Genomic DNA, 23,060 nt, shown 5'->3' with positions numbered 1-23,060 from the left:
TTCTTCCCGCCTCGTGTTCGACTCTGCTTAAGCTCGCGGGGACTCCGCAACGCATCCGCAAGACTCGCGGACGACCAGGTGGGGGGAGATTAGGTCGACCGCGGGTATCCCCTTCGGGTCGCGCATGCGAGCGAGTAAGACCTCCGTGCACCGCGCACCGACATCCTTTCCACGCGCTCCCACCGTGGTCAACGGTGGTTCCCATAGCGCGGCCGCGGCGACCTCGTCGTAGGAGATTACGCGCGGAATTCTGCGCGGCTCCACGGCGAGCTCGCGCAGCGCCCGGAAGACGCCGAAGGCAACGATGTCGTTGTGGCAGATAATCGCGTCTGGCAGCTCATTCCGGATCGCGAGACCGTGCGCGATCTCCCGACCCCATTCTCCGCTGACGGGACCAGCGAGGTCGAACACAAGCTGCGCGCCTGCATCCAAAAGTGCCTCTTGCGCTCCGCGCACGCGGTCGCGCCGGGGGGTAAGTATCGCGTCGCCGCCGAGGTAGCCAACAGTCTTGACGTCGTGCTGGAGCAAGTGGGTCGCGGCCATTCGGCCGCCGGAGAGGTTATCGATCCCGGCGTACGGCAGGTCTGATGCGCCGATGTCGCGCGTTGCGATCACAACGGGGAGGGCAACATCGATCAGCCGTTGAGCAAACACCGCGCTGGTGCCAGCTGCGGGCACCACGATGAGTCCATCGACGTTCCGCTCGAGCATGGAATTGAGCAGGAGATCCTGTCGATCGGCATCCTCAAGGGAGTTTGCAACCAACGTGACGTGACCGGCGTCGCCCAAGAGTCGTTCAATGGCGACGGTCATTTCAGCCGTGAAGCCATTTGAGACGTCTGGCACGATGAGGCCGATTGACTGCGTGTGGCTTGTCCGCATCGCCGCCGCTGCGCGGTGGTAGACGTAGCCAAGGTCATCCATCGCTGCACGCACTCGATCGCGTGTCTCGTCGGTGAGGCTTCCCGTTCCGCGGAGCACGAGCGATGCGCTGGCTCGGGAGACGCCGGCTCGTTCAGCGACATCGCTGAGCGTTACTCGAGCCATTCGTCTGTCCTCCATCGGTAGTCGGCGATCCCCACAGCCTAGGGCCTCGTTGTCGTAAAGCTGCGTGATATTGACAGCTGAGAGTGGCTGTCGTAGTGTGCAGTAGATCGATCTAGTAGATGGATCTACTAGATCATCGTAAACCACTTTCAGGTGAGACGGAATCGTTCAAAGGAGAGCACATGCTCAAGTCTCGTTCGTTGATGGCTGCCGCAATCGGCGCCGTCGTCGTCCTCGCAGCCGCAGGCTGCGCGTCGACAACCCCAGCAGCAGATCAACCAGAACGCACCACGCTGAACATCGGGTACTTCCCGGTGGTTTCGCCGGTGCCGATCATGCAGGATCAAGATCTGCTGGCCGACCTCGGCTATGACGTGAACTGGGTGGAGATCACCCAGGGACTGCCCGGCGCTGCAAGTGCCCTCGCAGCAGGCCAGCTCGACATGACCTGGGGCAACAGCGCCTCAGCCACGGTCATCTTCTCGCAGTCACCGGATGCCGCATTCTTCGTCGGCCAGTCGTTCGTGAACGCCAACGTGACTATCGTCGGCGCAGACAGCGGAATCAAGTCCATTGAAGATCTCGCGGGGGAGAAGGTTGTCGTAAGCGGCCCGAAGACCGCGTCGACGCTGTTCTTCGAAATTGGTCTCAAGAGCGCCGGCATCGAACCCGGCGGAAATGAGTACTTCGTCTCTGGCACGGGCCCCGGCATGGTCGGCGTGCTCGAATCGGGCGACGTCGATGTAGCCGCAACCTATGTGCCATACGCCGCAGACATGGTACTCAAGGGCATCGGCGAGATTCTCTTCACCGGCTCTGATGTGCTGGGTGCGGATGCTCCTGGCGACGGTTTCATCGTGTCGCAGAGCTTTGCGAAGAAGCACCCTGACGCCGTTGTTGAGGTGCTTCGCGCACAGTTCGCAGCAACAGACGTCATCAAGGACTCACCGGCCGACGCATACGAGTTGATGGCAGATTTTGCCGGCGTTGACGTCGCAGCGGTCGAGTACTCCTTCGACAACGGCCTTGTCGGAGTCGCAAGCAGCTACGTTCCCGACGTTGATGGTCTTGCCACGGTCGCCGAGCTCGCGCAGGACCTGGGCTTCGCTCCGAACGAGACCATCGACCTGACGAAGTTTGTGACCGAGTTTGTGAACACTGAGTTCGCAGAACGCGCTCTGGAGGACTGAGCACCAGATGTCGGATACGAAAGCAATCGAGACGGCCATCAGGCCTACCTCTCGACGTGACAGTCCCTGGTTGTGGGGCGGGATTGGCGTTGTCGGCTTCATCGCCGTCTGGGCGCTCATCGCCGCGGTTCTGGATACCAGCGGTGGTCGCATCTCGAAGCTGGCCGGCCCTCTTCAGGTCGTCCAGGCTCTCGTCGAGTACGCGCAAAAGTCGCTGCTCACCGACCTGGCAAGCAGTCTTGGGGTCTTTATCGGCGGCTGGGCACTAGGTGCTGCAGCTGCCGTCCTCACCGGACTCCTTCTCGGCAGGATCACCCTGCTCGGAAGGATGTTCCTGCCGGTGATCGAGATGATCCGCCCCGTGTCGAGCATCGCGTGGATTCCGCTGGCCATCGTCTGGTTCGGCTTCGGCTACTCGGGCAAGCTCTTCTTGGTCGGCCTTGCGGTCTACCTTGTCGTGATTGTCTATGCCGTTGACGGGGCCAGCAGAATCCCGTCGACGTTGGAGAAGTCGGCGACAATGCTCGGCATGGGCACCTGGCAGAAGATGCGATTCCTCGTGCTTCCATCGATGATGTCCGAGGTGCTGATCGGGCTCCGAGTCGCGCTCACCGCCGGCTGGGGAACAGTGATCATCGCTGAGCTCATCGCGGCAGACAGCGGACTTGGCAAGAGCCTGGTCCGCGCTCAACAGGGGTACGACATCCCGACGGTCATGGCGCTCATGCTGTGTTTCGGCGCCGTCGGCCTCATCCTCAACGGTCTGTACAGCCTTGCCCTGAAGGGAGCCCAGCGATGGAAGAACGCGTAGCAGTGCGGCGGAAAGCAATGAACGGATGGATTGGCCGCGCCTGGCCGGGGATCCTCGGGCTAGCAATCGTCCTCGTGATTTGGCAGACGACGGTAGCGCTGAGTGGCGTTCCGGTCGTTGTGCTTCCGACTGTCACCGACGTGGTTCAGGCGTTCTTCGCCCTGATCGCGACCGCGCCATTCTGGAACAGCCTCGGCGTAAGCGTCCTTGAGTTCATCCTCGGCTTCTTGGTGGGTGTGAGCGCGGGAGTGGTCGCAGGTCTCGTGCTGAGCGCTCTTCCCCGGCTGGCGCTCGCGCTGAATCCAGTCATCGAGACCCTGCGCTTCATCGTGCCGTTCGCCTGGATCCCCTTGACGATCCTCTGGTTCGGCACGAGCATCGGCGGCAAGGTTTTCCTCGTCGCATACGCGGTGTTCTTTGTCATGCTCGTCTCCACAACGGATGCTGTGCGCAATGTCGATTCGACCCTGTTGCGCGTCGCCACGATGCTTGGCATGTCGCGGTGGCAGTCGCTGTTCCAGGTGCAGTTCCGCGCCGCAGCGCCCTCGATTCTCAACGCATCACGCGCTGCAGCCGGTCTCGGCTGGATCGCCGTCGTCGCTGCCGAATACGTCGGATCGAGTGCCGGTCTTGGCTTCATCATCATCAACGCCTCGTCGTCTCTCGATACCGCGGTTGTTATCGCCGCGATGGTCGTCATCGGACTCGTCGGTGCCGCGGTGAGCTGGCTCATCGGGCTGGCCACGTCCTCCAAGGTCAACTACGACGCGTAGTGCGCTGCGCTCCGCCCTTCCAGACAAGAAAGCTTTCCATGTCCAGTAACTCCTCACTCCGATCCGACAGCTCTCGGGCCGTTTCCGGCGAACTGCGGGCGGAGAACGTCTCCTTCGCATACGCGAACCCGTCAGCATCCTCGGGCAACACCCCGATCTTGCACGATCTCACTTTCACCGCCGCTCCCGGCACTGTGATCTCTCTCGTCGGCCCGTCTGGTTGCGGTAAGAGCACCTTCCTCAGCCTTGCCGCGGGGCTTATGGCGCCCACAGAAGGCACGCTCTATTGGGAGGGAGAGCCGGTCAAGCTCGGCCCGACCAACCACCTAGGCATGGCATTCCAACAGCCGGGACTTTTCCCGTGGATGACCGTGGAACGCAACATCACGGTCGGCCTGGAGGTGCGAGGCCACAAGCGCGCTGAAGCTAAGAAGCTGGCACACGACTTTCTCGCGAAGGTCGGCCTCGCCGACTATGCACGCGCGTACCCGCGCCAGCTCTCCGGCGGTATGGCACAGCGCGTCGGCATTGCGCGTGCGCTCGCGCTCCAGCCGCGCTTGCTCTTGCTTGATGAGCCGTTCGCCTCTGTCGACGCGTTCACCAGAATTACCCTTCAGGGCGAGCTTCGGCGCATGCTGGAGCTGGTCCAGCCCACCGTCATCCTCGTGACCCACGATGTATCCGAGGCGATCACTCTCGGCGATCAGGTCGTCGTGCTGTCCACGCGGCCTGCGGGCATCAAGACGATCATCGATATCGATGAGGCCGATCGCGACAAGTCGAGCCCGTCCTATGCCGACAAGCTCTCCCGCATCCTCGAGGACCTCGGCGTTGGAGAGGCACACCGATGAGCGTGCAGTTCGGCGGAACGATCGGTACCACTTACCGTGATTCTCAAGCCTGGTGGCAGGAACAAGCGCAGGCGACGGGCAAGTCCAACGTCGTCTTCATCGTTCTCGATGACCTCGGTTTCGGCAGCCTCGGATGCTACGGCTCGGAGATCTCGACGCCAGCTATGGATGCGATCGCCGCGGATGGCACCCAGCTGACCAACTTCCACGCCACAGCGCTGTGCTCGCCTACTAGGGCAAGCCTTCTGACGGGCCGGAACCACCATGCGGTTGGCATGGCATACCTCTCCCACGTCGACGATGGCTTCCCCGGATACCGCGGTCGCATTGGCCACGACTCGGCGACCCTCGCCGAGATGCTGGTCGACCAGGGCTACAACACGATGGCTGTGGGTAAGTGGCATCTGACTCCGATGGATCAGACCACCGCATCCGGTCCCTACGATCAGTGGCCACTCGCGCGCGGATTCGAGCGTTACTACGGGTTCCTAGAGGGTCTCACCGATCAGTTCCACCCGGAGCTGTACTACGACAACCACCCTGTTCCGCCACCGGCGACGCCTGAAGAGGGCTACCACCTCACGACCGATCTGGTCGATAAGTCGATTGAGTTCATCCGCGACCAGACGTCGATCACGCCGGAGAAGCCGTTCTTCCTCTACTTCGCCCTCGGCGCCACGCACACGCCGTTCCAAGCACCGCGTGAGTTTGTCGAGCGGTATCGCGGGGCATACGAAGAGGGCTGGGATGTCATTCGGGAACGGCGGTATCAGCGGCAGTTGGAAACCGGTGTGATCCCCGAGGGTACGGAACTTCCGCCGCGCAACGACGACGTGCAGCCCTGGGATGACATCGCCCCCGACGCGCAGAAGGCTTATGCGCGTTTCCAGGAGGTGTTCGCTGGATTCCTGGAGCACACCGACTTCGAGATCGGGCGACTCATGGCCGGAATTGAAGAGATTGGCAGGCTCGACGACACCCTCGTCGTTCTCCTCGCCGACAACGGGGCCAGCCAGGAAGGCGGCCCACACGGAGTGCTCAACACCACCCAGTATGAGAACGGGCACTTCCCCGATCTCGAAGAGGTCATCGCCAAGATGGACCTCATCGATGGTTCCTCGACTCAGGTGAATTATCCGTTGGGGTGGGCGCAGGCAGGGAACACCCCACTACGCCGCTACAAGCAGAACACGCATGCCGGCGGCATCCGTACCTCGGCGCTCATCCGCCTTCCCCAGGGGGCAGACAGTATCCCTCGAGGTGTGAAGCTTGAGCGCTTCCAGCACGTGACCGACATCGTGCCAACCGTTCTGGAACACCTGGAGCTGGTGGCGCCTACCGTTCGCCGCGGACTTTCGCAGCGTCCGATCGATGGTCGGTCGCTACTCCAGGCGCTTGAAGGTGGTGGAACCGAGTCCGAGACGCGTGCCCAATACTTCGAGACGCTGGGGCATCGCGCGATCTGGAAGGACGGCTGGAAGGCTGTCGCTTTCCATGTGCGCGGCGCTGATTTCGAGACCGATCGGTGGGAGCTTTACAACCTCGCAGAGGACTTCTCCGAGACGCACGATCTGGCGGAGGTTCACCCTGAGCGGCTCCGCGCGCTTATCGAAGACTGGTGGGAGCAGGCGCGGAACAACGCGGTGCTGCCGCTAGATGACCGGGGCTTCGCTCAGCGAGCCAACGCCAAATTCAGTCCTCATTCGCCGCGAGACCGGAAGCGGTTTGCCTACTTGAAGGGTGTGCAACACATCGGCAACGGTGCGGCTCCGCCCGTTCCTGGCCGCTCCTTCGAGGTCTCTACGACGGTCGAACGTCCGACGGGTACCGAGGAAGGCGTGCTCCTCGCGCACGGCAGCTGGAACAGTGGGTATGCGCTGCTGATCCGCGACGGGCATTTCGAGTACGACTTCAATTACTATGGCGACCACAAGATCCTTCGATCCAACGTTCCAGTGCCCGCGGGAACGAGTCGTCTACGGATGCGCTTCGTTATCGATGAGCACGGGACCGGGGGAACGGCGTCGCTGTATATCGATGACATCGAATCTGGCGTGCTGCGCTTGGAGGAGGCGTTCGAGTATTTCGTCTCGTTCCAGGGGCTCGACATTGGTGCGGATCGGCTTTCGCCGGTTCGGCTCAATGGTCAGGGAGAGTTCGCGTTCGAGGGCGGATTCGACGAGGTCGTCGTCGAGCTTCTCGACAGCTAAGATCTAAATCGCCGTGGCGCGGGGGTCTGGAAAAGGAGCCCCGGGAAAGGGGGTTTTTTGGGGGGAGGTTTCCTCTTGAGGGGGGCGGTNATCGCCGTGCCGCGGAGTCCTGAACAGGACTCCGCGGCACGGCGATTTTTTGTGGGAAGGCTTACTGCTGAGGGTGGATGATCGCCTTCAGTGAGTCGGGAACCCGGCTCGCCAGCGTCAGTGCTTCTTCGGTGCCGTCGAGCCCAAAGTGGTGCGTGATCAGGGTGTCTACTCGCACGCGGCCCGATGCAATGAGCTCGATGGCCATCGGCCACGTGTGGGAGTAGCGGTTCACGAGGCTGATCGTGAGCTCTTTGTCGTTGAGGTTCGACAGGGGGAGCGAGACCGCTTCTTTCGGCATCCCGACCATCGCGGCCCTGCCATTGGTGCGCAACCGGGCAAGCCCCGCGGCCAGCACACCAGGGGCTCCAGCGCATTCGAGCAAGACGTCAAAGCGCCGCTCGGAGGGTGCATTGCTGTGCTCGGTATCGAAGCCTAGTTCCTTTGCGACGCCGAGACGGAACTCGGACACATCGACCAGGGTGACGGATGCTGCCCCGAACGCACGCGCGGCCTGAGCAGCGAGAATTCCGACGGGCCCGGCGCCGGAGACGAGCACATGATCTCCCGGCGTCAGCGAGGCCCGCTTGCACGCCCAGATTCCGACCGATAGGGGTTCGCACATTGCGCCCTCCTCGAAGCTCATCGTGTCGGGGATCGCGAAGAGGTTGCGTTCATCTATGACGAGTTTTTCCAGCAGAGCGCCGTCGTACGGGGGAGTCGCGAGGAAGACCAGATCGGGGCAGAGATGGTAGCGACCAGCGAGACAGTCTTCGCAGTCCCGGCAGGGCGAACCCGGTTCAATCGCGACGCGGTCACCAATGGCGACCTGCGTGACGTCGGAGCCGATGGCCTCGACGCGTCCGGCAGCCTCATGGCCCAGCACAATCGGTCCGTCCACGACCCAGTCGCCGATGTATCCGACCTTGTAGTACGCGGCATCCGAGCCACAGATTCCGACCGCTTCGATGCGAACGACGACCTCTCTGCCGCTGGGCGCACGGTCTGGGAGATTCTGGATCTCAATCGTGCCGAGGTGGGGCATCACTGCTGCTCGTGTCGTCATTTCGGGTCCTCCGTGACCAGTATTAGTAGATCGATCTATTCGACGTTCAAGCCGAGTATTCCCTGCGACTGTTGCGGCTGTCAATCCGGCACCGTTTCCGCGTGATTTTGCGCCTTGATCGTCAGAGAACTGTCGTGAGAACAACGGATGACGCAGCCCTCGTCAGTGTTGCGCCGAGGTTCGCTTCGGTGCGGATCTCGGGGACGGGCAAACCGGGCCGAGCGTGCTCGATGCCAGCTCGAATGTGATCGATGGATGACTCCAAGGAGACGACACCACTGCTGAAGATGAGCAGGCTGATGCCCACCAGGTCGGTGAGTGCTGCGGTGAGTTGCCCCGATCGATACGCACGCTCATGTAGCAATGCCGTCGCCGCATCGGATTCCGGTGTGGACTCGGTGGCGAGCGCGAGGACATCCTCGAAGGAGGAGCCTGCCGGGACGAGCCCGGAGGCCTCCGCCTTGGCGATCACTGCACCGTCGCTGACAACCTTTCCTGCAGTGCTCACGCGCCCTGTTCCGTCGTCGACGACCCAGCTTGCGAGAGCGCCACCGAGTCCATGTGGCCCGGCGTGCACTCGTCCGCCGACGACCAGCGATGCCTCTACGACGTGCCCGATGAAGACGTGGGCGAAGTCGGCATGGCCGTGTGCGTTGCCATACAGAATGTCGGCCACTGCGTGAGCGCGAGCGCTGGTCTCGACCAGAACGTCCACGCCGGTGCGTCGCGTGAGCTCCGCTCGCAGCGGCACGTCGCGCCAATTCAGCAGGCCATGGCGGTGGATGATGCCGGTCTCAGGTTCGACCCACCCGCCGGAGATCACGCCGATCCCGAGCAGGGGTGCTGTCGCGAGGGCGCGCAACTTATCGATGAGTTCGGCGCAGAGCGCAATCACGTTCTCGGGGGTGCCGTCATGTGCGATTCGCCGGCTCTCGACAGCCTCCCCGCCGAGGTTGGTGAGCGCCGCATGGATGAAGTGGACACCGATATGCACGCCGACGCTCAGACGTGATTCCGCAATGATGCCGACAGGCACGCGCGGTCGACCGGGAGAGTTCGCGCTCACGCTGGCGCCCTCTTCGACCAGGCCCTGCTCTGCGAGGTCGGCGACGATTCGGGTGACGGCTCCTTGGCTCAGCCCCAGAATCGTGGAGATCTCGGCGCGGGGCATCGGACCATTCTCGATCAGCAGGCGCAGGATCACAGACGAATTCGTACCGCGGACCTCTGTGGGGCGCAGCACGCGCGCGGCGTTTTGAGCACGAGCTACTGCGGCGAGGTTCATAACGGCCATTATCTCGTTCTTCCGGTTCGTGATGGGAGTGAGATCTACAATAACTTGCCGTAGACAAGATATGTGTGCTTTCATCATAAACGTCACTCCGAAGACAACAAGAGGGAGTCGTGATGATGAGCAAGGGTGCTCGGCTGAGGCGCGTGAATGCGCTGACGCAAACGAGCAGCATCCGCCGACGAGTGCTGGTGGGAGCGGGCGCGGCTGTCGCCGCGATCCTCCTCTGGCATCTCGCGACGACACAGCTGCATCTGGTGTCTCCGCTTTCGTTGCCGAGCCCGGAGGCCGTGTTCCAGCGCATCGTCACACTCAGCACCACACCGTATCTCGGGGAGACCATCTGGGGTCACGCCTGGTCGAGCGTGCAGATCGTGCTGTCCGGATGGCTGCTGGCAGGCGTCTTCGGCATCATCCTCGGCGTGGGCATCAGCTGGTCAGCGACCGTGCGAAACCTCACGTTCCCCATCTTCCAAATGCTCCGATCGATCTCTCCCATCGCGTGGATCCCCATCGCGCTCGTGTGGCTGGGCATCGATGACAGCGCGCGAGTGTTCATCGTGTTCATCGCAGCCTTCGTGCCGTGGACGGTGAACTCGATGGATGCCGTGCGTTCCGTGGACCCGCTGCTTCTACGCGCGGCAAAAACGCTCGGCGCAGGGCGACGGACGCTCACCAGCGTTGTTCTCCCCGCCTGCCTTCCCACCTTGCTTGCCGGAGCTCGTATCGCCCTCGGCAATGCCTGGACGGCGCTCATCGCGGCCGAGCTCCTTGCCGCGACGGCGGGGCTCGGCTTTATGGCACTGAACTCGTCCAGAGCCCTGGACACCCCGACCATGCTCGCGTCGATGGCGGTGATCGGAGCGCTCGGCATTCTCTTCTCGGCGTTGATGCTCCGCCTGTCGAAGGTCATCGCGCCCTGGGCGAAGAACTGAGGCCCGGCATGACTTCTCTGACGACGACACGTTCGATCATTCGTCCGATCGCGAAGCGCTCATCTACGGCGGTTTCGCCGCTCTGGGTGATCGTCTCCCTCGCCCTGTTCCTCCTCGTCTGGGCGGCGGCCAGCCTCGTCATCGGCCCGCACCTCGTGCCTGGGCCGGTCGAGGTGGCGCAAACCTTCTTCTCCCTCATGGTGCAGCCGCTCGCCGGTCTGAGCCTGCCAGCGCACGTCTTGTCATCATTGACGCGATGGGGCACTGGATTCCTGATCGCGGTCGTCATCGGCGTGCCGATCGGCATCGCGTTCGGTGCGATCACCTGGGTGCGTGAGGCATTCACACCCATGTTCGAGTTCCTCCGCTACATCCCGCCGTTCGCGTGGATCCCGCTGGCGATCCTGTGGATGGGAACGGGGCAGACAAGCGCCGCCTTCATCGTTTTCGTCGCCGCTTTCCCGGCCGTGGTCATCAGCACTCAGGTCGGCATCGTGAACGTCGACCCGCGGTTGCCGCGAGCCGCGATCAACCTCGGTGCTGGCCCCGTCCGACTCATCACTCAGGTGCTCACCCCGGTCGCCGTGCCGTCGATCTTCACCGGAATCCGCGTCGCAGTGAGCAACGGCTGGATGGCTGTGGTGGCCGCCGAGATGATCGGTGGCACCCAAGGCGTCGGATTCCTCATCATCCAAGGGCAAGAAACGGGCGATGTCCGTGTCGTGATGGCCGGCATGATCGCGATCGGGATCACCGGTGCGTTGATCGACTGGATCGTCAACATCGTCGGACGCCGCTCCACACCCTGGAGGAAAAGCAATGACTGACCAGCGCGAAATCACACAGGAAAGGTTCGAAACGACGATGACTGATCGACGTGAGCCCACAGCAAAACTCTCCGTGCGCGGCGTCACGAAGCGGTTCCAGACAAAACGGGGAGAAGTCGATGCGCTTTCTCCGACGGATCTGGATGTCGCGGAGGGCGAGTTCGTCACGATTGTCGGGCCGTCGGGCTGTGGCAAGTCCACACTGCTGATGATCGCGAGTGGCTTGGAGTCGGCCACCGAGGGCGAGATCTTTGTCGATGGGAAGCTGGCGACAGAGCCTGGCCCAGACCGCAGCGTCGTCTTCCAGCAGTTCGCACTCTTCCCGAACATGACGGTCGAGCAGAACATCGGCTTCGGACTGAAGGCGAGGGGGGTGCGCAAGAACGATCGCGTGGCTCCGGTTGCCGAGCAGGTCGAGAACATGAAGCTGACCGGGTTCGAGGGCGCGTACCCGAGCGAACTTTCCGGCGGCATGCAGCAGCGTGTCGCGATCGCCCGCGCCCTCGTGCTGGAGCCACCGCTGCTCTTCATGGATGAGCCGTTCGGCGCACTTGATGCGCAGACCCGTACGCGGATGCAGGACGAGATGGCGAAGCTGCGTGCGCGCATCAGTTCGACGATCCTGTTCGTCACGCACAGCGTAGAAGAAGCCGTCTACCTCGGCGACCGCATCATCGTGATGTCTGCGCGACCGGGACGCATCGCCCACGAGTACCGGGTCGATCCGAACAGCGCGTGGAAGGGCATGTCGATCGAGACCGCGATGAGCGACTCCGATTTCAACTCGCTCCGCGAACGCATCTGGCAGCACCTGCACGGAAATTGAGACTGCGCATGCCGTGAGCCACCCGCTCACGGAGCGCACCTGCGATACCCACCCCGAATGGAGAACGAACAACATGAAGCACCTCACCCGCCGCACCGTCGCGGTACTCGGCGCATCGACCGCCCTCGCGGTCGCGCTCGCCGGCTGCACATCCTCACCCAGCGCTGACGAGCAGGATGGCCCCGCGAAGATCACGCTCGCGTCGCAGCCGAACGGTGCGGGCCTGCCGTTCTTCATCGCCGAAGAGGAGGGCTTCTTCGAGGATGAAGGGCTCGACGTCACGATTGAGAACTATGCGAGCGGCCCGGCGTCACTGGCTGCGGGGGCAGCGAATGAATGGCAGGCCGGATGGCTCGGTGCCCCGCCAGCCCTCACCGGTGCGAACACCTTTGGTCTAATCCCCGCAGGGCTCATGATGCGTGAAGACCCGAACCACATCATGTTCATGACCGCTGATGTGTTGAAGGGATCCGACCCGGCCGAGGTGTTGCGCACGCACCCCGTCGCAACCTCGCAGAACTCACTTGCCGAGCAGGTGATGCGCGGATGCGCGGAATGGCTAGGCGTTCCTGCTGAGGACGTTCAGATGGTCCCGCTGGATGGCGGCGCCGTTGTGCAGGCGATCATCTCTGGGCAGGTCGACGTCGTCAACAGTTGGGTCACCCCGGCCTGGCCGCTCCTCGAGGACCCGGAAACCTACGTGCCGGTGTGCGACGCCGAGGAAGCGGGCGTGGCAGTGACATCGGCGATCGTGGTGACGCCGACGTTCTTGAAGGAACGTCCGCAGGATGCAGAGGCATTTGTGCGTGCCACGACACGGGCCACTGCGTTCATCACGGAGAACCATGAGAAGGCCGTCGCGTACATGCTCGACTATTACGAGACGTACGCCATTACCGGTTCGGAGGAGCAGGCCGAGTGGGAGGTCACCGCGCGCACCTGGTTCGACATCGACGAGGCCATCGGTGGGGTCGAGTCGGGAGAGACGAGCGACGCGCTCAAGGCGAGCGCGGAGTTCTTCGTCAACGCGGGTGTCTACCCGGAGGCCCCGCCCATCGACGATCTGCTCGAGGAAGGGCTTGCTCTGCTGAAGGCAGCGCAGAGCGGCGCCGCCGAGTAGGCACGTAGCGACTCCACGACTGAAACGGAGGCGGCGGGTGCATGCTCGCCGTCTCCGTCGTGTCAGAGCGGGCGCAGTCCTTCATCCTCTGCAGGAAAGACAGAAAGAACCATGAGCAACGAATCGAACACGAGTTTCGGCGGCACCATCGGACGCACGGTCGCCGACTCGACTCCGGCGTGGGAACAATCCCGCGGCGCACGCGAGGGGGCGCCGAACGTCATCACGATCGTCCTGGACGACGTGGGCTTCGGGCAGCTCGGCTGCTACGGTTCGTCGATCGCGACGCCGCACATCGACAGCCTTGCCGAAGGTGGCGCGAGGTACTCGAACTTCCATGTCGCGGCCCTGTGCTCGCCGACCCGGGCATCCTTGCTCACTGGGCGCAACCACCATGCGGTCGGGGTGGGGTTCCTCGCGGACTTCGACAGCGGATTCCCCGGATACCGCGGAGCGGTACGGCGCGAAGTGCCGATGCTCCCGGAGATCCTCAAAGAGGAGGGGTATGCCACCTATGCCGTTGGCAAATGGCACCTCACCCCGCCGTCGCAGATGACGCAGGCCGGCCCCTTTGAACAGTGGCCGACCGGCCGCGGTTTCGACCGGTATTACGGCTTCCTCGGTGGTGAGGAAGACCAGTGGGCTCCCGAAGTCTGGGAGGACCAGCACTACGCCGAGTTGCCAGAGGACCCGGAGTACCACGTGAGTGCCGACCTGGTCGACCGGTCGCGACGCTACCTCGCAGATCACGTCAGCGCGACCCCGGAACGACCCTTCTATCTCCACCTTGCGTTCGGAGCAGGCCACGCGCCGCATCAGGCGCCGAAGGACTACATCGCCCGATATCAAGGAGCATACGACCACGGGTGGGACGAGGAACGCGCACGAATCCTGCGCCGCCAGATCGAGCGCGGGATCGTCCCAGAAGGCACCGAGCTCCCGCCAGCGAACCCTGGCGTAGCGGCATGGGATGGACTCAGTGATGACCAGAAGCGGCTCTATGCGCGCATGCAAGAGGTCTTCGCCGCATTCATGGAGTACACCGACGCGCAGATCGGACGGCTCCTGGCGTTCCTTCAGGAACAGGGGCTGACGGAGAACACGCTCGTCGTGCTGCTCTCCGACAACGGCGCCAGTGGTGAAGGCGGCCCGCACGGCTCTGCCAACGAGTACCGCTACTTCCTCGGTCTCGAGGATCGCTTCGAGGACAGCCTGGCGATGATCGACGACCTGGGCAGTCCACTGACGCACAACCACTACCCGTCGGGGTGGGCGCAGGCAGGGAACACGCCGCTGAAGATGTACAAGAAGTACACCTATGGTGGCGGGGTTCGCGCGCCTCTCATCGTGCACTGGCCAGGGCATGTGCAGCGCGCCGAGCAGGTACGGCACCAGTTCCATCACGTGACAGATCTCGTGCCGACGATTCTCCAGGCGATCGACGTCGATGTTCCCGAGTCATTCCGCGGTGCGGCGTTCGAAGACTTCGACGGCACCTCGCTTGCATACTCACTCGCGGACCCCGATGCCGAAGGCACCCGGTCCACGCAGTACTTCGAGACCGCCGGGTACCGGGGCATCGTCAAGGACGGCTACAAGGCGATCGCGAATCACGAGCCGGGTGCAGATTACGATGCGGATCGATGGGAGCTGTACGCGATTCGGGAGGACTTCAACGAGGTCGCGGACGTCTCCGCGCAGCATCCGGAGCTGACGCAGTCCCTCGTCGACGCATGGTGGGAAGAAGCGGAGCGGCACGGCGTTCTTCCGCTCGACGACCGGATGCAGACACGAGTGCAGTCCCGAGACCTGGTTCGCGAACGCGCTAGCTATCGGATGCTGCCTGGTGCGCGGCTGCCGAATGGATCTGCCGCGCCGGGGTTCGGTGATCGAGAGTTCCGGATCACCGTGCAGCTGAGCAACTTCGTGGGGCAGGAGAGCGGAGTGCTTGTCTCCTACGGTCGTCGCGCAGCCGGATTCGTGCTGTTCATGGACGACGGCAAGGCTGTATTCGACCTGAACAGGGCGGGGGAACACACCGTTGTGAGTGCGCCTCCCGCACCGGCGGGCACCACCGAAGTGTCGCTGACTTTGCAGCGGCGTGAGGGCAAGGCCGTAGCGACCTTGGCGTATGACGGTGTGGATGCTCAGACGCAGGAGCTTCCCTCGCTCATGCCTGCGGGGCTCGGCTGCCTGTCGTTGCAGGTGGGTTACAACTATCCGTCACCTGTCTCGTCGCTGTACGAGCGGCCGGCCCGATTCACCGGGTCGATTCGAGAGGCGCTGATCGAGTTTCCGGATGCCGCACCGGAGATGTCGGAACAGCATTGGCAGAGGCTGATTGCCGCGGAATAACAGGCGAGGATGGGGGTGGCACATTCGGCATTGCGCCGGTTGTGCCACCCCCATCGACGTAACCGCATCGGAGGACTAATCTGGCGTCAGGCGGGTCACCTGCCCGCCCCGAATCTGAGGGAAGCGGTGTGCGATGGACTCGATGATGATGGGCGCCATGTCACAGGACATGAAGTCGATGCCCGGCATGGAAATGATGGATATGGCGGTCATGCAGGCCTGTATGGATGCCTGCTCCGCCTGCGAGCAGGCTTGCACTATCTGCTCGGTGCAGATGATGGACTGCGCCCCCGCGTGTATGAACTGTGCGGACATGTGCAACACGATGATGCGATCGATGATGCGGATGCAGGGCATGACACCCGCCGTGATGATGTCGATGCTCGACGCCTGCATCGCCATGTGCCAGCTGTGCATGGACTCCTGCATGGAGCACGCGGATCACAGCGAGGTCTGCAAGATGTGTGCTCAGTCCTGTAAGGCCTGCATGGACGCCTGCATGGACATGAAGAACATGATGATGGCGGCTGCCTGAGCAACCCTCACATTCGGAACGCGAGTCGGGTCAGACCGATGCGACGTTGAACTGCACGCGCCCGACGGCGAGCACGTGATAGCGAGGGTGTAGCGCCACCGGCGTGCCTGCGGCAGCCTCGAGAGCTGCCCCCGAACCGTTCCACAGTGCGTGCGCGGTGCCGTCGAGATCCCGCACGATCAGGTCGCCGCTCACGGCATCCGCTGATTCGACGATTCCGTCGACCCATTCGCTGGATGTCGCTGACGCGAGGCGTGCCTGGATCAGGTGCAGCGCATGGCCCGGTGTGAATGAAGAGCAGACATCTCCGTGGTCGCACATGCACGCCGCACGCTCCGTCACCTCGAGGGGTGAAAGGCGGTGGAGTGGGGTGGACACGGTGATCTCCTCTGGTCGGGAACTGATCTGGCAAGAGTAGATCGGGCGTGCGCGACATGAAAACGCAGGCGACACGTGGCGAAACATTGGCGAGTTCGTGCGGCACCATTCACCGAGGCACGTGCGCGGCGAGAGCCTCCGTCATTGCAGTGAGCACCGCCGTGACCGCGGTGTTGTCGCGCGAAGACGAGCGGGTCGCCGCGAAGATCTCGCGCACGGGCGACCCTGGCAACTCGAGCAGCCGCACCGAGGAGCGGTCTCCGGTCCAGACGAGATCGGGCAGCATCGCCACCGCGTGACCGGCGGCGACCAGGCGCGTATGCGCGATCAGGTCGGTCGCCTCGAATCGCACATCCGGTTCGAAACCAGCGGCACGGCACTGCTGCATCGTCCATTCCCGCACGGCGGCTCCCTTGGGTTCCATCACCCACGGCCGATCGTGCAGGTCGGCAAGCTCGGTAGCCGAGGATGTCGGAGGTACGGCCAGGCGCACCGGGTCAGGTCCGAGCAGTGTGCGATCGATTCCGTCGCGCAGTTCACGTGTGTACCCGGCGTATTGCTCGGCGACCACGAGGTCAAAGCCCCGCGCCTGCAGTTCGAACAGCCCTTCCTCAGGAGCCATCTCCACCATCTCCACGCGGAGGTCCGGCATCCGCTCGGCGAGCAGGGTCAGCGCTGGCGGCACCAGGGCCTCGGCGGCTGTGGGCATGACGGCGATCCGCACCCGCTCCTGAATCTGCTGCGAAGACGACAGCTCGGCGCGTGCGGCCTCGTCCAGTTCCAGAGCGCGCGCCGCGTGCGCGGCGAGCAGACGCCCTTGTGTCGTGAGCCTGACGCGCCTACCGTCGGGTTCGAGCAACGAAACTCCGGCCTCACGCTCGAGTTGTGCGAGCTGCTGCGACACCGTGGACGGACTGTACGCGAGGGCTGCGGCAACCTCCGAGATGGTGCCACGCAGGGCCAATTCATGCAGCAGGCGCAGTCGTCGAAGCTCGAACATGGAGCGCCTCACAATCATCGAGAAAACCGAATATTAACTATCGTAAACGCTTGCTTTTCACGAAGGGTAGTGCGGCTCCACACTGAGATCAAGACTCGCGGTTCCACCGCGCTCTGGAGTGAGGAAACCCGATGAACCCGATGACATCCACCCCGACCGGCAACGCTGAGCTCGCAGCGCTCTCAGACGACGCGATCGCGCTCGTACAGCACTGGCTCGTCGAGAGTCGCGAGGTGCCAAGCGACACTGCCGCCAAGCGTCTCGCTGGCGTGCTCAGCGACCCGAACGGTCTCGACTTCACCGTCGGTTTCGTCGATGGTGTGGTGCGCCCGGAAGATCTGAAGGTCGCGGCCCTCAACCTGCGAGGCCTGGTGCCGCTCACTCCGAAGTTCCTCCCGCTGGCGCTGCGTGGTCTCATCCGTATCGGCGGTGCGCTGGCTCCGGCGTTCCCCGGAATCGTTGTGCCGATCAGCCGTCGCGTGCTCCGCGGGATGGTCCGGCACCTCATCGTCGACGCCACCGATGCCAAGCTCGGCAAGGCGATTCGCCGCATTCGTGCGGACGAGGGCGTGCACCTGAACATCAATCTCCTCGGAGAGGCGATCCTCGGCGAAGAAGAAGCTGCCCGCCGACTGGAGGGCACCCGACGACTCCTCGAACGCGATGACGTCGACTACGTCTCCATTAAGGTCTCATCCACCGTTGCCCCGCACAGCCCGTGGGCGTTCGACGAGGCCGTCCGGCATGCCGCCGACGCTCTCGTCCCGCTGTTCCGGATCGCCAAGAGCCGCGGCGGAAAGTTCATCAACCTCGACATGGAGGAGTATAAGGACCTCGACCTCACGATCGCGGTCTTCACCTCGATCCTCGACCGCGAGGAGTTCCGCGGTCTTGAGGCTGGCATCGTGCTGCAGGCTTACCTGCCGGACGCCCTCGGCGCGATGATCCACCTGCAGGAGTGGTCTGCCGCTCGCGTGTCCGCCGGCGGGGCACCGATCAAGGTCCGGGTCGTGAAGGGTGCGAACCTGCCGATGGAGCAGGTGGATGCCGAGACCCACGGCTGGCCGCTCGCGACGTGGCACAGCAAGGAGGCTTCGGATGCCTCGTACAAGGCCGTACTCGATTACGCACTGCGTCCGGAGCACGTGCAGAACGTACGAATCGGCATCGCCGGGCACAACCTGTTCGACATTGCCCTCGCTTGGCTGCTCGCGAACAAGCGCGAAGCGACGGCCGGCATCGAATTCGAGATGCTGCTGGGCATGGCCACCGCGCAGGCGACCGTCGTCCGCCGCACCGTCGGTTCGCTGCTGCTCTACACGCCTGTCGTGCACCCGACCGAGTTCGACGTCGCGATCGCTTACCTGATCCGCCGACTCGAAGAAGGCGCTTCCACCGACAACTTCATGTCTGCGGTATTCGAACTCGACGATGAGCCCGCTCTGTTCGCCCGCGAGCGGGACCGCTTCCTCGCCTCAATCGCATCGATGCCGGCCGAGGTTCCAGGCCCGAACCGCACGCAGGATCGCAGCGCCGAGCCTGCGCCGTCCCCGCGTGACGAGTTCGACAATGCCCCCGACACCGACCCGAGCCTGAAGGCGAACCGCGCATGGGGCGATGCGATTCGTTCCCGCATGGAAGGCTCCAGCCTCGGCGAGGAAACAGTCCGCACCCACACACTGTCGGACGCCGCATCCCTCGACGCCGTCATCTCCGCCGCCACCGCAGCAGGTGAGGCCTGGCGAGCACTCGGCGCCGCCGGTCGGGCGGAGATCCTGCACCGTGCCGGTGATGTTCTCGAGGCTCGTCGCGCCGACCTCCTCGAGGTGATGGGTGCCGAGTGCGGCAAGGTGCTCGAGCAGGGTGATCCTGAGGTTTCAGAGGCCATCGACTTCGCGCACTACTACGCCGAGAGCGCCAAGCGCATCGAGGCGATCGACGGTGCGACGCACAAGAGCGCAGGTCTCACCGTCGTCACGCCGCCGTGGAACTTCCCTGTCGCCATCCCCGCCGGCTCCACGCTTGCCGCGCTCGCCGCCGGCTCTCCCGTGATCATCAAGCCGGCCCGTCAGGCACGTCGCTCCGGCGCGGTCATGATCGAGGCGCTGTGGGAAGCGGGAGTCCCGCGTGAGGTGCTGCAGTATGTACAGCTCGATGGCCGCGAACTGGGTCAGCACCTCATCAGCGACCCGGCTGTCGAGCGCGTCATCCTCACCGGCGGCTACGAGACGGCAGAGCTGTTCCGCAGCTTCCGCCCCGACCTGCCGCTGCTCGCCGAGACGAGCGGCAAGAACGCGATCATCGTCACCCCGCACGCCGACCTCGATCTCGCAGCCAAGGACGTCGCCTACTCGGCGTTCGGTCACGCCGGGCAGAAGTGCTCCGCGGCATCCCTCGTCATACTCGTCGGCTCGGCCGCGCAGAGCGGGCGGTTCCGTCGTCAGCTCATCGACGCGGTCGGCTCGTACCAGGTCGGACAGCCGTGGGGCGGGTCCAGCCGCATCGGACCGCTGATCGGTCCGGCCGACGGTAAGCTCCTGCACGCGCTCACCACGCTGGAGCCCGGCGAGAAGTGGGTCATCGAGCCCGAGAAGCTCGACGACGAGGGCAAGATGTGGCGTCCGGGCATCCGCGAGGGTGTCGCTGCCGGCTCGCCCTTCCACCTCACCGAGTACTTCGGCCCGGTGCTCGGCATCATGACCGCGAAGACGCTCGATGAGGCGACCGCGATGGTCAACGCCATCGACTACGGCCTCACCTCGGGGCTGCACTCCCTGGACGACGGCGAGATCGCGCAGTGGCTCGCGAACGTGCAGGCCGGAAACCTCTACGTGAATCGTGGCACCACGGGCGCCATCGTGCAGCGTCAGCCCTTCGGCGGCTGGAAGAAGGCCGCCGTCGGCGCCGGGACCAAGGCCGGCGGTCCGAGCTACCTGATCGGTCTGTCCGATTGGGAAGACGCCCCGGTCACCGCCGATGCTCCGAAGGATGCCGTCTCCCAGGCCGCGCTGGCGGCTCTTGCCTCGGCGAAGGATGCAGGGGATGCTGACACCGCCTGGTTGCAGGGCGCTCTCTCCACAGATGTCGCGGCATGGAGTAACGAGTTCGGTGCCGTGCGCGATGCGACCGGCCTCATCACCGAGCAGAACGCCCTGCGCTACGACGTCATGCCGGTCACGATTCGTCTCGAGCAGGCGAGCGCCGCTCAGGCGATTCGCGTGATCGCGGCCGGTGTCCGTGCGGGTTCCCGGCTCAGCGTCAGCACCGACACCGAACTTCCCGCATCCGTCCACACCTGGCTTTCTGGCGAGAGTGTCGGTGTCGCCGTCGAAGATGCCGCAGCATGGGGCGCCCGCGCCGCACGCCTCGCTGAGACTGGAGGGCGCATCCGTCTCGTGGGCGGCAACGCCGCAGCGGTCGCGGCGCACACCGGCGGCTCGCCCGCGGTCGCGGTATACGCGGGCCCGGTCGTGTCTGCTGGCAGGATCGAACTGCTGCCGTTCCTGCGCGAGCAGGCCGTGTCGATCTCGGCGCACCGCTTCGGTGCGCCGCACCGCCACGAGATCGCCCCGCTCACTGCATAACCAGCACGAGGAGACCACCGATGAGGCCCAACCCCGATTACGAACTCGACGACGTCGACGCCATCCGTTCTCTGGTGCGTGAGAACCCGTGGGCGAGCATCGTCAGTTTCGTCCCGGGGAAGGGCCTCGTCGCCTCGCACTATCCGATCCTGCTCGATGAGGATGCCGACGGCTTCGTGCTGCTGAGCCATGTCGGCCGTCCGGACGAGCGTTTGCACGAACTCGGCGGACACGAGGCGATGGTCATCATCTACGGCCCGCAGGGCTACGTCTCGCCCGGATGGTATGACTCCTCACCGGCGGTGCCGACGTGGAACTTCGTTGTCGCGCACCTTTACGGCACCCCAGAGATCCTCTCCGATGAGGAGAACCTGCAGGTGTTGGAGAAGCTCGTCGCGCACTTCGAGAACCCGCTGCCGGAGCCCTACCTGATGAACCGTACGCTGGAGAATGCCGCCTACGCCGAACGCATCGTGCGCGGCACAGTCGGCTTCCGGATGCGTGTCGAGCGCTTCGAGGCCAAAGACAAGATGAGCCAGGACAAACCTGCCGAGGTCATTGACCGCGTCATCGATGCACTGGGCAAGCCCGGCCCGTACTTCAACCCACCACTCGCCGCGCGTATGGCCGCGACCCGCACCGATGCGACCCACACAGAGGAGAACCGTTCGTGACTGACATCCTTACCCTGCGTGGTGCCCGTCCCTATGGTGCAGAGCCCGTCGACGTCGTGATTCGTGATGGCGTGATCGCGGAGATTGGACTGGCCGGCTCAGTAGAGACGGCAGGCGAGGTCGTCGATGTCTCGGGTCGCTGGATCGGCCCTGGCCTGTGGGACTCGCACGTGCACTTCACTCAGCACGTGACTCGCCTGCGTCGGATCGACCTTACCGAGACGCGCAGTGCGCAGGACGTGCTTGACACGGTCATCCGCGCTCGCGCAGGCGGAGCTTCGCTGATCGGCGGGATGCTGATGGGCTACGGCTTCCGAGACGGCCTCTGGTCGGAGCCCGCGACGCTCGCAGCCCTCGACGCGGTCATCAGCGATGTACCGGTCGTGCTGGTGAGCGGCGACCTGCACTGTGGGTGGTTCAACTCGGCCGCAGCCGCACACCTCGACGTCAAGATCGACGCCACCGGCGTCCTGCGTGAGGGGCCGTGGATCGAACTTCTGCACTCCTTCGACACGGCATCCGACTTGCCCTTCGAGGCCTACCAGGAGGCTGCTCAGGCAGCGGCCGCTCGAGGCGTCGTCGGGATCGTCGAGTTCGAGACGACAGACAATGTCGCCGAGTGGCGTGAGCGCATCGCGAACGGGCTCACCAGCCTGCGGGTGGATACGGCGGTCTGGCCTGATCGTCTGGAAGAGGCTATTGCGGCTGGATTGCGCACCGGTGATGCGCTTGACGACCAGGGGCTCGCGACGTTCGGCCGGCTCAAGGTCGTCGTTGACGGCTCGCTCAACACCCGCACCGCATGGTGCTGGGATCCGTACCCCGGACTTGACCCGGCAGACCCGCACGTGTGCGGGATGGAGAGCGTTCCTCTCCCGGAGCTGCGGCGGCTACTGGAGCGCGCCCGCGAAGCGGGCATCGAAGCAGCTGTGCACGCGATCGGTGATCGCGCGAACAGCGAGGTACTCGACACCTTTGCGGAGCTCGGCATGCAGGGTGTGATCGAGCATGCGCAGCTGGTTCGTGAGGACGATTTCTCCCGCTTCGCCGAGTTGGGCCTTGCAGCCAGCATCCAGCCGGAACACGCGATGGACGACCGTGATGTCGCCGACCATCACTGGGCAGGCCGCACTGCTCACGCGTTCGCGTTCGGATCACTGCACCGCTCCGGTGCAGAGCTGCGACTGGGATCGGATGCGCCGGTCGCGCCTCTTGATCCATGGATCTCGATCAGCGCTGCCACTTCTCGCAGCCGAGGAGAACGCGATTCCTGGCATCCAGAGCAGCGACTGCCACTCGACGTCGCGCTCGCATCATCCGCACGCTCGACACTCGAGGTCGGTCAGCCGGCCGACCTGGTGATCATCGACCGCGATCCGAATGCCTGCGCCCGCGATGAGCTCCGCGACATGCCGGTCGCGGCCACACTGCTCGGAGGACGCTTCACGCACCGCACCTTCTGAAGTGCGGGCGGACGGCCGTCATGCGTAAGAGCGT

Annotated in this window: 19 protein-coding genes; 14 read left to right on the top strand and 5 right to left on the bottom strand. The window is 64.1% G+C overall.

Annotated features, from left to right (window positions below; translation table 11 throughout):
* Nucleotides 1-27 precede the first annotated feature (27 nt).
* On the bottom strand, nucleotides 28-1,047 hold the full coding sequence (locus ACSU04_RS11620; RefSeq protein ID WP_439285012.1) for a LacI family DNA-binding transcriptional regulator: 1,020 nt from the start codon (nucleotides 1,045-1,047) through the stop codon (nucleotides 28-30).
* A 182-nt stretch (nucleotides 1,048-1,229) separates the two neighbouring features.
* Here ACSU04_RS11620 and ACSU04_RS11615 point away from each other — a divergent pair, with 182 nt between their 5' ends.
* From ACSU04_RS11615 to ACSU04_RS11595, 5 genes are read left to right on the top strand one after another with little or no spacing between them, the layout of a single operon-like run.
* Nucleotides 1,230-2,237, top strand: a complete 1,008-nt coding sequence (locus ACSU04_RS11615) for an ABC transporter substrate-binding protein (protein WP_439285010.1) — start codon at nucleotides 1,230-1,232, stop codon at nucleotides 2,235-2,237.
* 7 nt (nucleotides 2,238-2,244) lie between these two features.
* Entirely contained in the window at nucleotides 2,245-3,048 is an 804-nt protein-coding gene (locus ACSU04_RS11610) for an ABC transporter permease (protein ID WP_439285008.1), read from the top strand.
* Nucleotides 3,033-3,821 (top strand): ABC transporter permease, encoded by a 789-nt coding sequence (locus ACSU04_RS11605; RefSeq protein WP_439289614.1) that lies wholly within the window; start codon nucleotides 3,033-3,035, stop codon nucleotides 3,819-3,821. Before ACSU04_RS11610 ends, ACSU04_RS11605 begins: the two co-directional genes overlap by 16 nt.
* A gap of 38 nt (nucleotides 3,822-3,859) precedes the next feature.
* Nucleotides 3,860-4,672, top strand: a complete 813-nt coding sequence (locus ACSU04_RS11600) for an ABC transporter ATP-binding protein (protein ID WP_439289613.1) — start codon at nucleotides 3,860-3,862, stop codon at nucleotides 4,670-4,672.
* The gene (locus tag ACSU04_RS11595; protein ID WP_439289612.1) at nucleotides 4,669-6,882 is read left to right on the top strand and encodes an arylsulfatase; all 2,214 of its coding nucleotides are present in this window, start codon (nucleotides 4,669-4,671) and stop codon (nucleotides 6,880-6,882) included. The genes ACSU04_RS11600 and ACSU04_RS11595 overlap by 4 nt, the downstream gene beginning before the upstream one ends.
* A 151-nt stretch (nucleotides 6,883-7,033) precedes the next feature.
* Here the strand turns inward: ACSU04_RS11595 and ACSU04_RS11590 are convergent, their stop codons facing one another.
* Entirely contained in the window at nucleotides 7,034-8,038 is a 1,005-nt protein-coding gene (locus ACSU04_RS11590; protein WP_439289611.1) for an NAD(P)-dependent alcohol dehydrogenase, read from the bottom strand.
* 121 nt (nucleotides 8,039-8,159) lie between these two features.
* A complete protein-coding gene (locus ACSU04_RS11585; protein ID WP_439289610.1) occupies nucleotides 8,160-9,332 on the bottom strand; it encodes an ROK family transcriptional regulator in 1,173 nt (390 codons plus the stop codon).
* 116 nt (nucleotides 9,333-9,448) lie between these two features.
* On the opposite strand from ACSU04_RS11585, the gene ACSU04_RS11580 reads away from it, so the two are divergent.
* The 6 genes from ACSU04_RS11580 (at nucleotide 9,449) to ACSU04_RS11555 (ending at nucleotide 15,927) form a co-directional block, all read left to right on the top strand.
* Nucleotides 9,449-10,264, top strand: coding sequence for an ABC transporter permease (locus ACSU04_RS11580; protein WP_439289609.1), 816 nt, complete (start codon nucleotides 9,449-9,451; stop codon nucleotides 10,262-10,264).
* A gap of 8 nt (nucleotides 10,265-10,272) precedes the next feature.
* Entirely contained in the window at nucleotides 10,273-11,091 is an 819-nt protein-coding gene (locus ACSU04_RS11575; RefSeq protein WP_439289608.1) for an ABC transporter permease, read from the top strand.
* Nucleotides 11,084-11,917, top strand: coding sequence for an ABC transporter ATP-binding protein (locus tag ACSU04_RS11570; protein WP_439289607.1), 834 nt, complete (start codon nucleotides 11,084-11,086; stop codon nucleotides 11,915-11,917). The genes ACSU04_RS11575 and ACSU04_RS11570 overlap by 8 nt, the downstream gene beginning before the upstream one ends.
* 73 nt (nucleotides 11,918-11,990) lie before the next feature.
* Nucleotides 11,991-13,037, top strand: a complete 1,047-nt coding sequence (locus ACSU04_RS11565; protein ID WP_439284991.1) for an ABC transporter substrate-binding protein — start codon at nucleotides 11,991-11,993, stop codon at nucleotides 13,035-13,037.
* Between the two features lie 111 nt (nucleotides 13,038-13,148).
* Nucleotides 13,149-15,392: an arylsulfatase gene (locus ACSU04_RS11560; protein ID WP_439289606.1), complete on the top strand. Its 2,244-nt coding sequence runs from the start codon at nucleotides 13,149-13,151 to the stop codon at nucleotides 15,390-15,392.
* Between the two features lie 133 nt (nucleotides 15,393-15,525).
* Nucleotides 15,526-15,927 (top strand): hypothetical protein, encoded by a 402-nt coding sequence (locus ACSU04_RS11555; protein WP_439289605.1) that lies wholly within the window; start codon nucleotides 15,526-15,528, stop codon nucleotides 15,925-15,927.
* 30 nt (nucleotides 15,928-15,957) lie between these two features.
* On the opposite strand, the gene ACSU04_RS11550 is transcribed toward ACSU04_RS11555, so the two are convergent.
* Both ACSU04_RS11550 and ACSU04_RS11545 read right to left on the bottom strand, forming a co-directional pair.
* Complete coding sequence (locus tag ACSU04_RS11550) at nucleotides 15,958-16,305, bottom strand: hypothetical protein (RefSeq protein ID WP_439289604.1); 348 nt, start codon at nucleotides 16,303-16,305, stop codon at nucleotides 15,958-15,960.
* A gap of 109 nt (nucleotides 16,306-16,414) precedes the next feature.
* Nucleotides 16,415-17,305, bottom strand: a complete 891-nt coding sequence (locus ACSU04_RS11545; protein ID WP_439289603.1) for a LysR family transcriptional regulator — start codon at nucleotides 17,303-17,305, stop codon at nucleotides 16,415-16,417.
* A 131-nt stretch (nucleotides 17,306-17,436) separates the two neighbouring features.
* Between ACSU04_RS11545 and ACSU04_RS11540 the strand changes: the two genes are divergently transcribed.
* Genes ACSU04_RS11540 through ACSU04_RS11530 form a run of 3 tightly spaced genes read left to right on the top strand, consistent with a single transcriptional unit; the run spans nucleotide 17,437 to nucleotide 23,026 of the window.
* On the top strand, nucleotides 17,437-20,889 hold the full coding sequence (locus ACSU04_RS11540; protein ID WP_439289602.1) for a bifunctional proline dehydrogenase/L-glutamate gamma-semialdehyde dehydrogenase: 3,453 nt from the start codon (nucleotides 17,437-17,439) through the stop codon (nucleotides 20,887-20,889).
* Between the two features lie 20 nt (nucleotides 20,890-20,909).
* Complete coding sequence (locus ACSU04_RS11535) at nucleotides 20,910-21,563, top strand: FMN-binding negative transcriptional regulator (protein WP_439289601.1); 654 nt, start codon at nucleotides 20,910-20,912, stop codon at nucleotides 21,561-21,563.
* A complete protein-coding gene (locus ACSU04_RS11530; RefSeq protein WP_439289600.1) occupies nucleotides 21,560-23,026 on the top strand; it encodes an amidohydrolase in 1,467 nt (488 codons plus the stop codon). Before ACSU04_RS11535 ends, ACSU04_RS11530 begins: the two co-directional genes overlap by 4 nt.
* The last annotated feature ends 34 nt before the right edge of the window (nucleotides 23,027-23,060 follow it).

Origin of the sequence: Microbacterium sp. A84, from assembly GCF_051842815.1 — a bacterium.
Classification (GTDB): Bacteria; Actinomycetota; Actinomycetes; order Actinomycetales; family Microbacteriaceae; genus Microbacterium.
Note: the sequence above shows the minus strand (reverse complement) of the source record. Positions and strands in the feature narration are given on the sequence as shown.

Bases quoted from the DNA above. Each gene is read 5' to 3' on its own strand.
- ACSU04_RS11555 (WP_439289605.1), top strand. From the start codon at position 15,526: ATGGACTCGATGATGATGGGCGCCATGTCACAGGACATGAAGTCGATG.
- ACSU04_RS11600 (WP_439289613.1), top strand. From the start codon at position 3,860: ATGTCCAGTAACTCCTCACTCCGATCCGACAGCTCTCGGGCCGTTTCC.
- ACSU04_RS11540 (WP_439289602.1), top strand. From the start codon at position 17,437: ATGAACCCGATGACATCCACCCCGACCGGCAACGCTGAGCTCGCAGCG.
- ACSU04_RS11590 (WP_439289611.1), bottom strand. From the start codon at position 8,038: ATGACGACACGAGCAGCAGTGATGCCCCACCTCGGCACGATTGAGATC.
- ACSU04_RS11545 (WP_439289603.1), bottom strand. From the start codon at position 17,305: ATGTTCGAGCTTCGACGACTGCGCCTGCTGCATGAATTGGCCCTGCGT.
- ACSU04_RS11575 (WP_439289608.1), top strand. From the start codon at position 10,273: ATGACTTCTCTGACGACGACACGTTCGATCATTCGTCCGATCGCGAAG.
- ACSU04_RS11570 (WP_439289607.1), top strand. From the start codon at position 11,084: ATGACTGACCAGCGCGAAATCACACAGGAAAGGTTCGAAACGACGATG.
- ACSU04_RS11560 (WP_439289606.1), top strand. From the start codon at position 13,149: ATGAGCAACGAATCGAACACGAGTTTCGGCGGCACCATCGGACGCACG.
- ACSU04_RS11585 (WP_439289610.1), bottom strand. From the start codon at position 9,332: ATGGCCGTTATGAACCTCGCCGCAGTAGCTCGTGCTCAAAACGCCGCG.
- ACSU04_RS11565 (WP_439284991.1), top strand. From the start codon at position 11,991: ATGAAGCACCTCACCCGCCGCACCGTCGCGGTACTCGGCGCATCGACC.
- ACSU04_RS11580 (WP_439289609.1), top strand. From the start codon at position 9,449: ATGAGCAAGGGTGCTCGGCTGAGGCGCGTGAATGCGCTGACGCAAACG.
- ACSU04_RS11605 (WP_439289614.1), top strand. From the start codon at position 3,033: ATGGAAGAACGCGTAGCAGTGCGGCGGAAAGCAATGAACGGATGGATT.
- ACSU04_RS11620 (WP_439285012.1), bottom strand. From the start codon at position 1,047: ATGGCTCGAGTAACGCTCAGCGATGTCGCTGAACGAGCCGGCGTCTCC.
- ACSU04_RS11595 (WP_439289612.1), top strand. From the start codon at position 4,669: ATGAGCGTGCAGTTCGGCGGAACGATCGGTACCACTTACCGTGATTCT.
- ACSU04_RS11615 (WP_439285010.1), top strand. From the start codon at position 1,230: ATGCTCAAGTCTCGTTCGTTGATGGCTGCCGCAATCGGCGCCGTCGTC.
- ACSU04_RS11535 (WP_439289601.1), top strand. From the start codon at position 20,910: ATGAGGCCCAACCCCGATTACGAACTCGACGACGTCGACGCCATCCGT.
- ACSU04_RS11610 (WP_439285008.1), top strand. From the start codon at position 2,245: ATGTCGGATACGAAAGCAATCGAGACGGCCATCAGGCCTACCTCTCGA.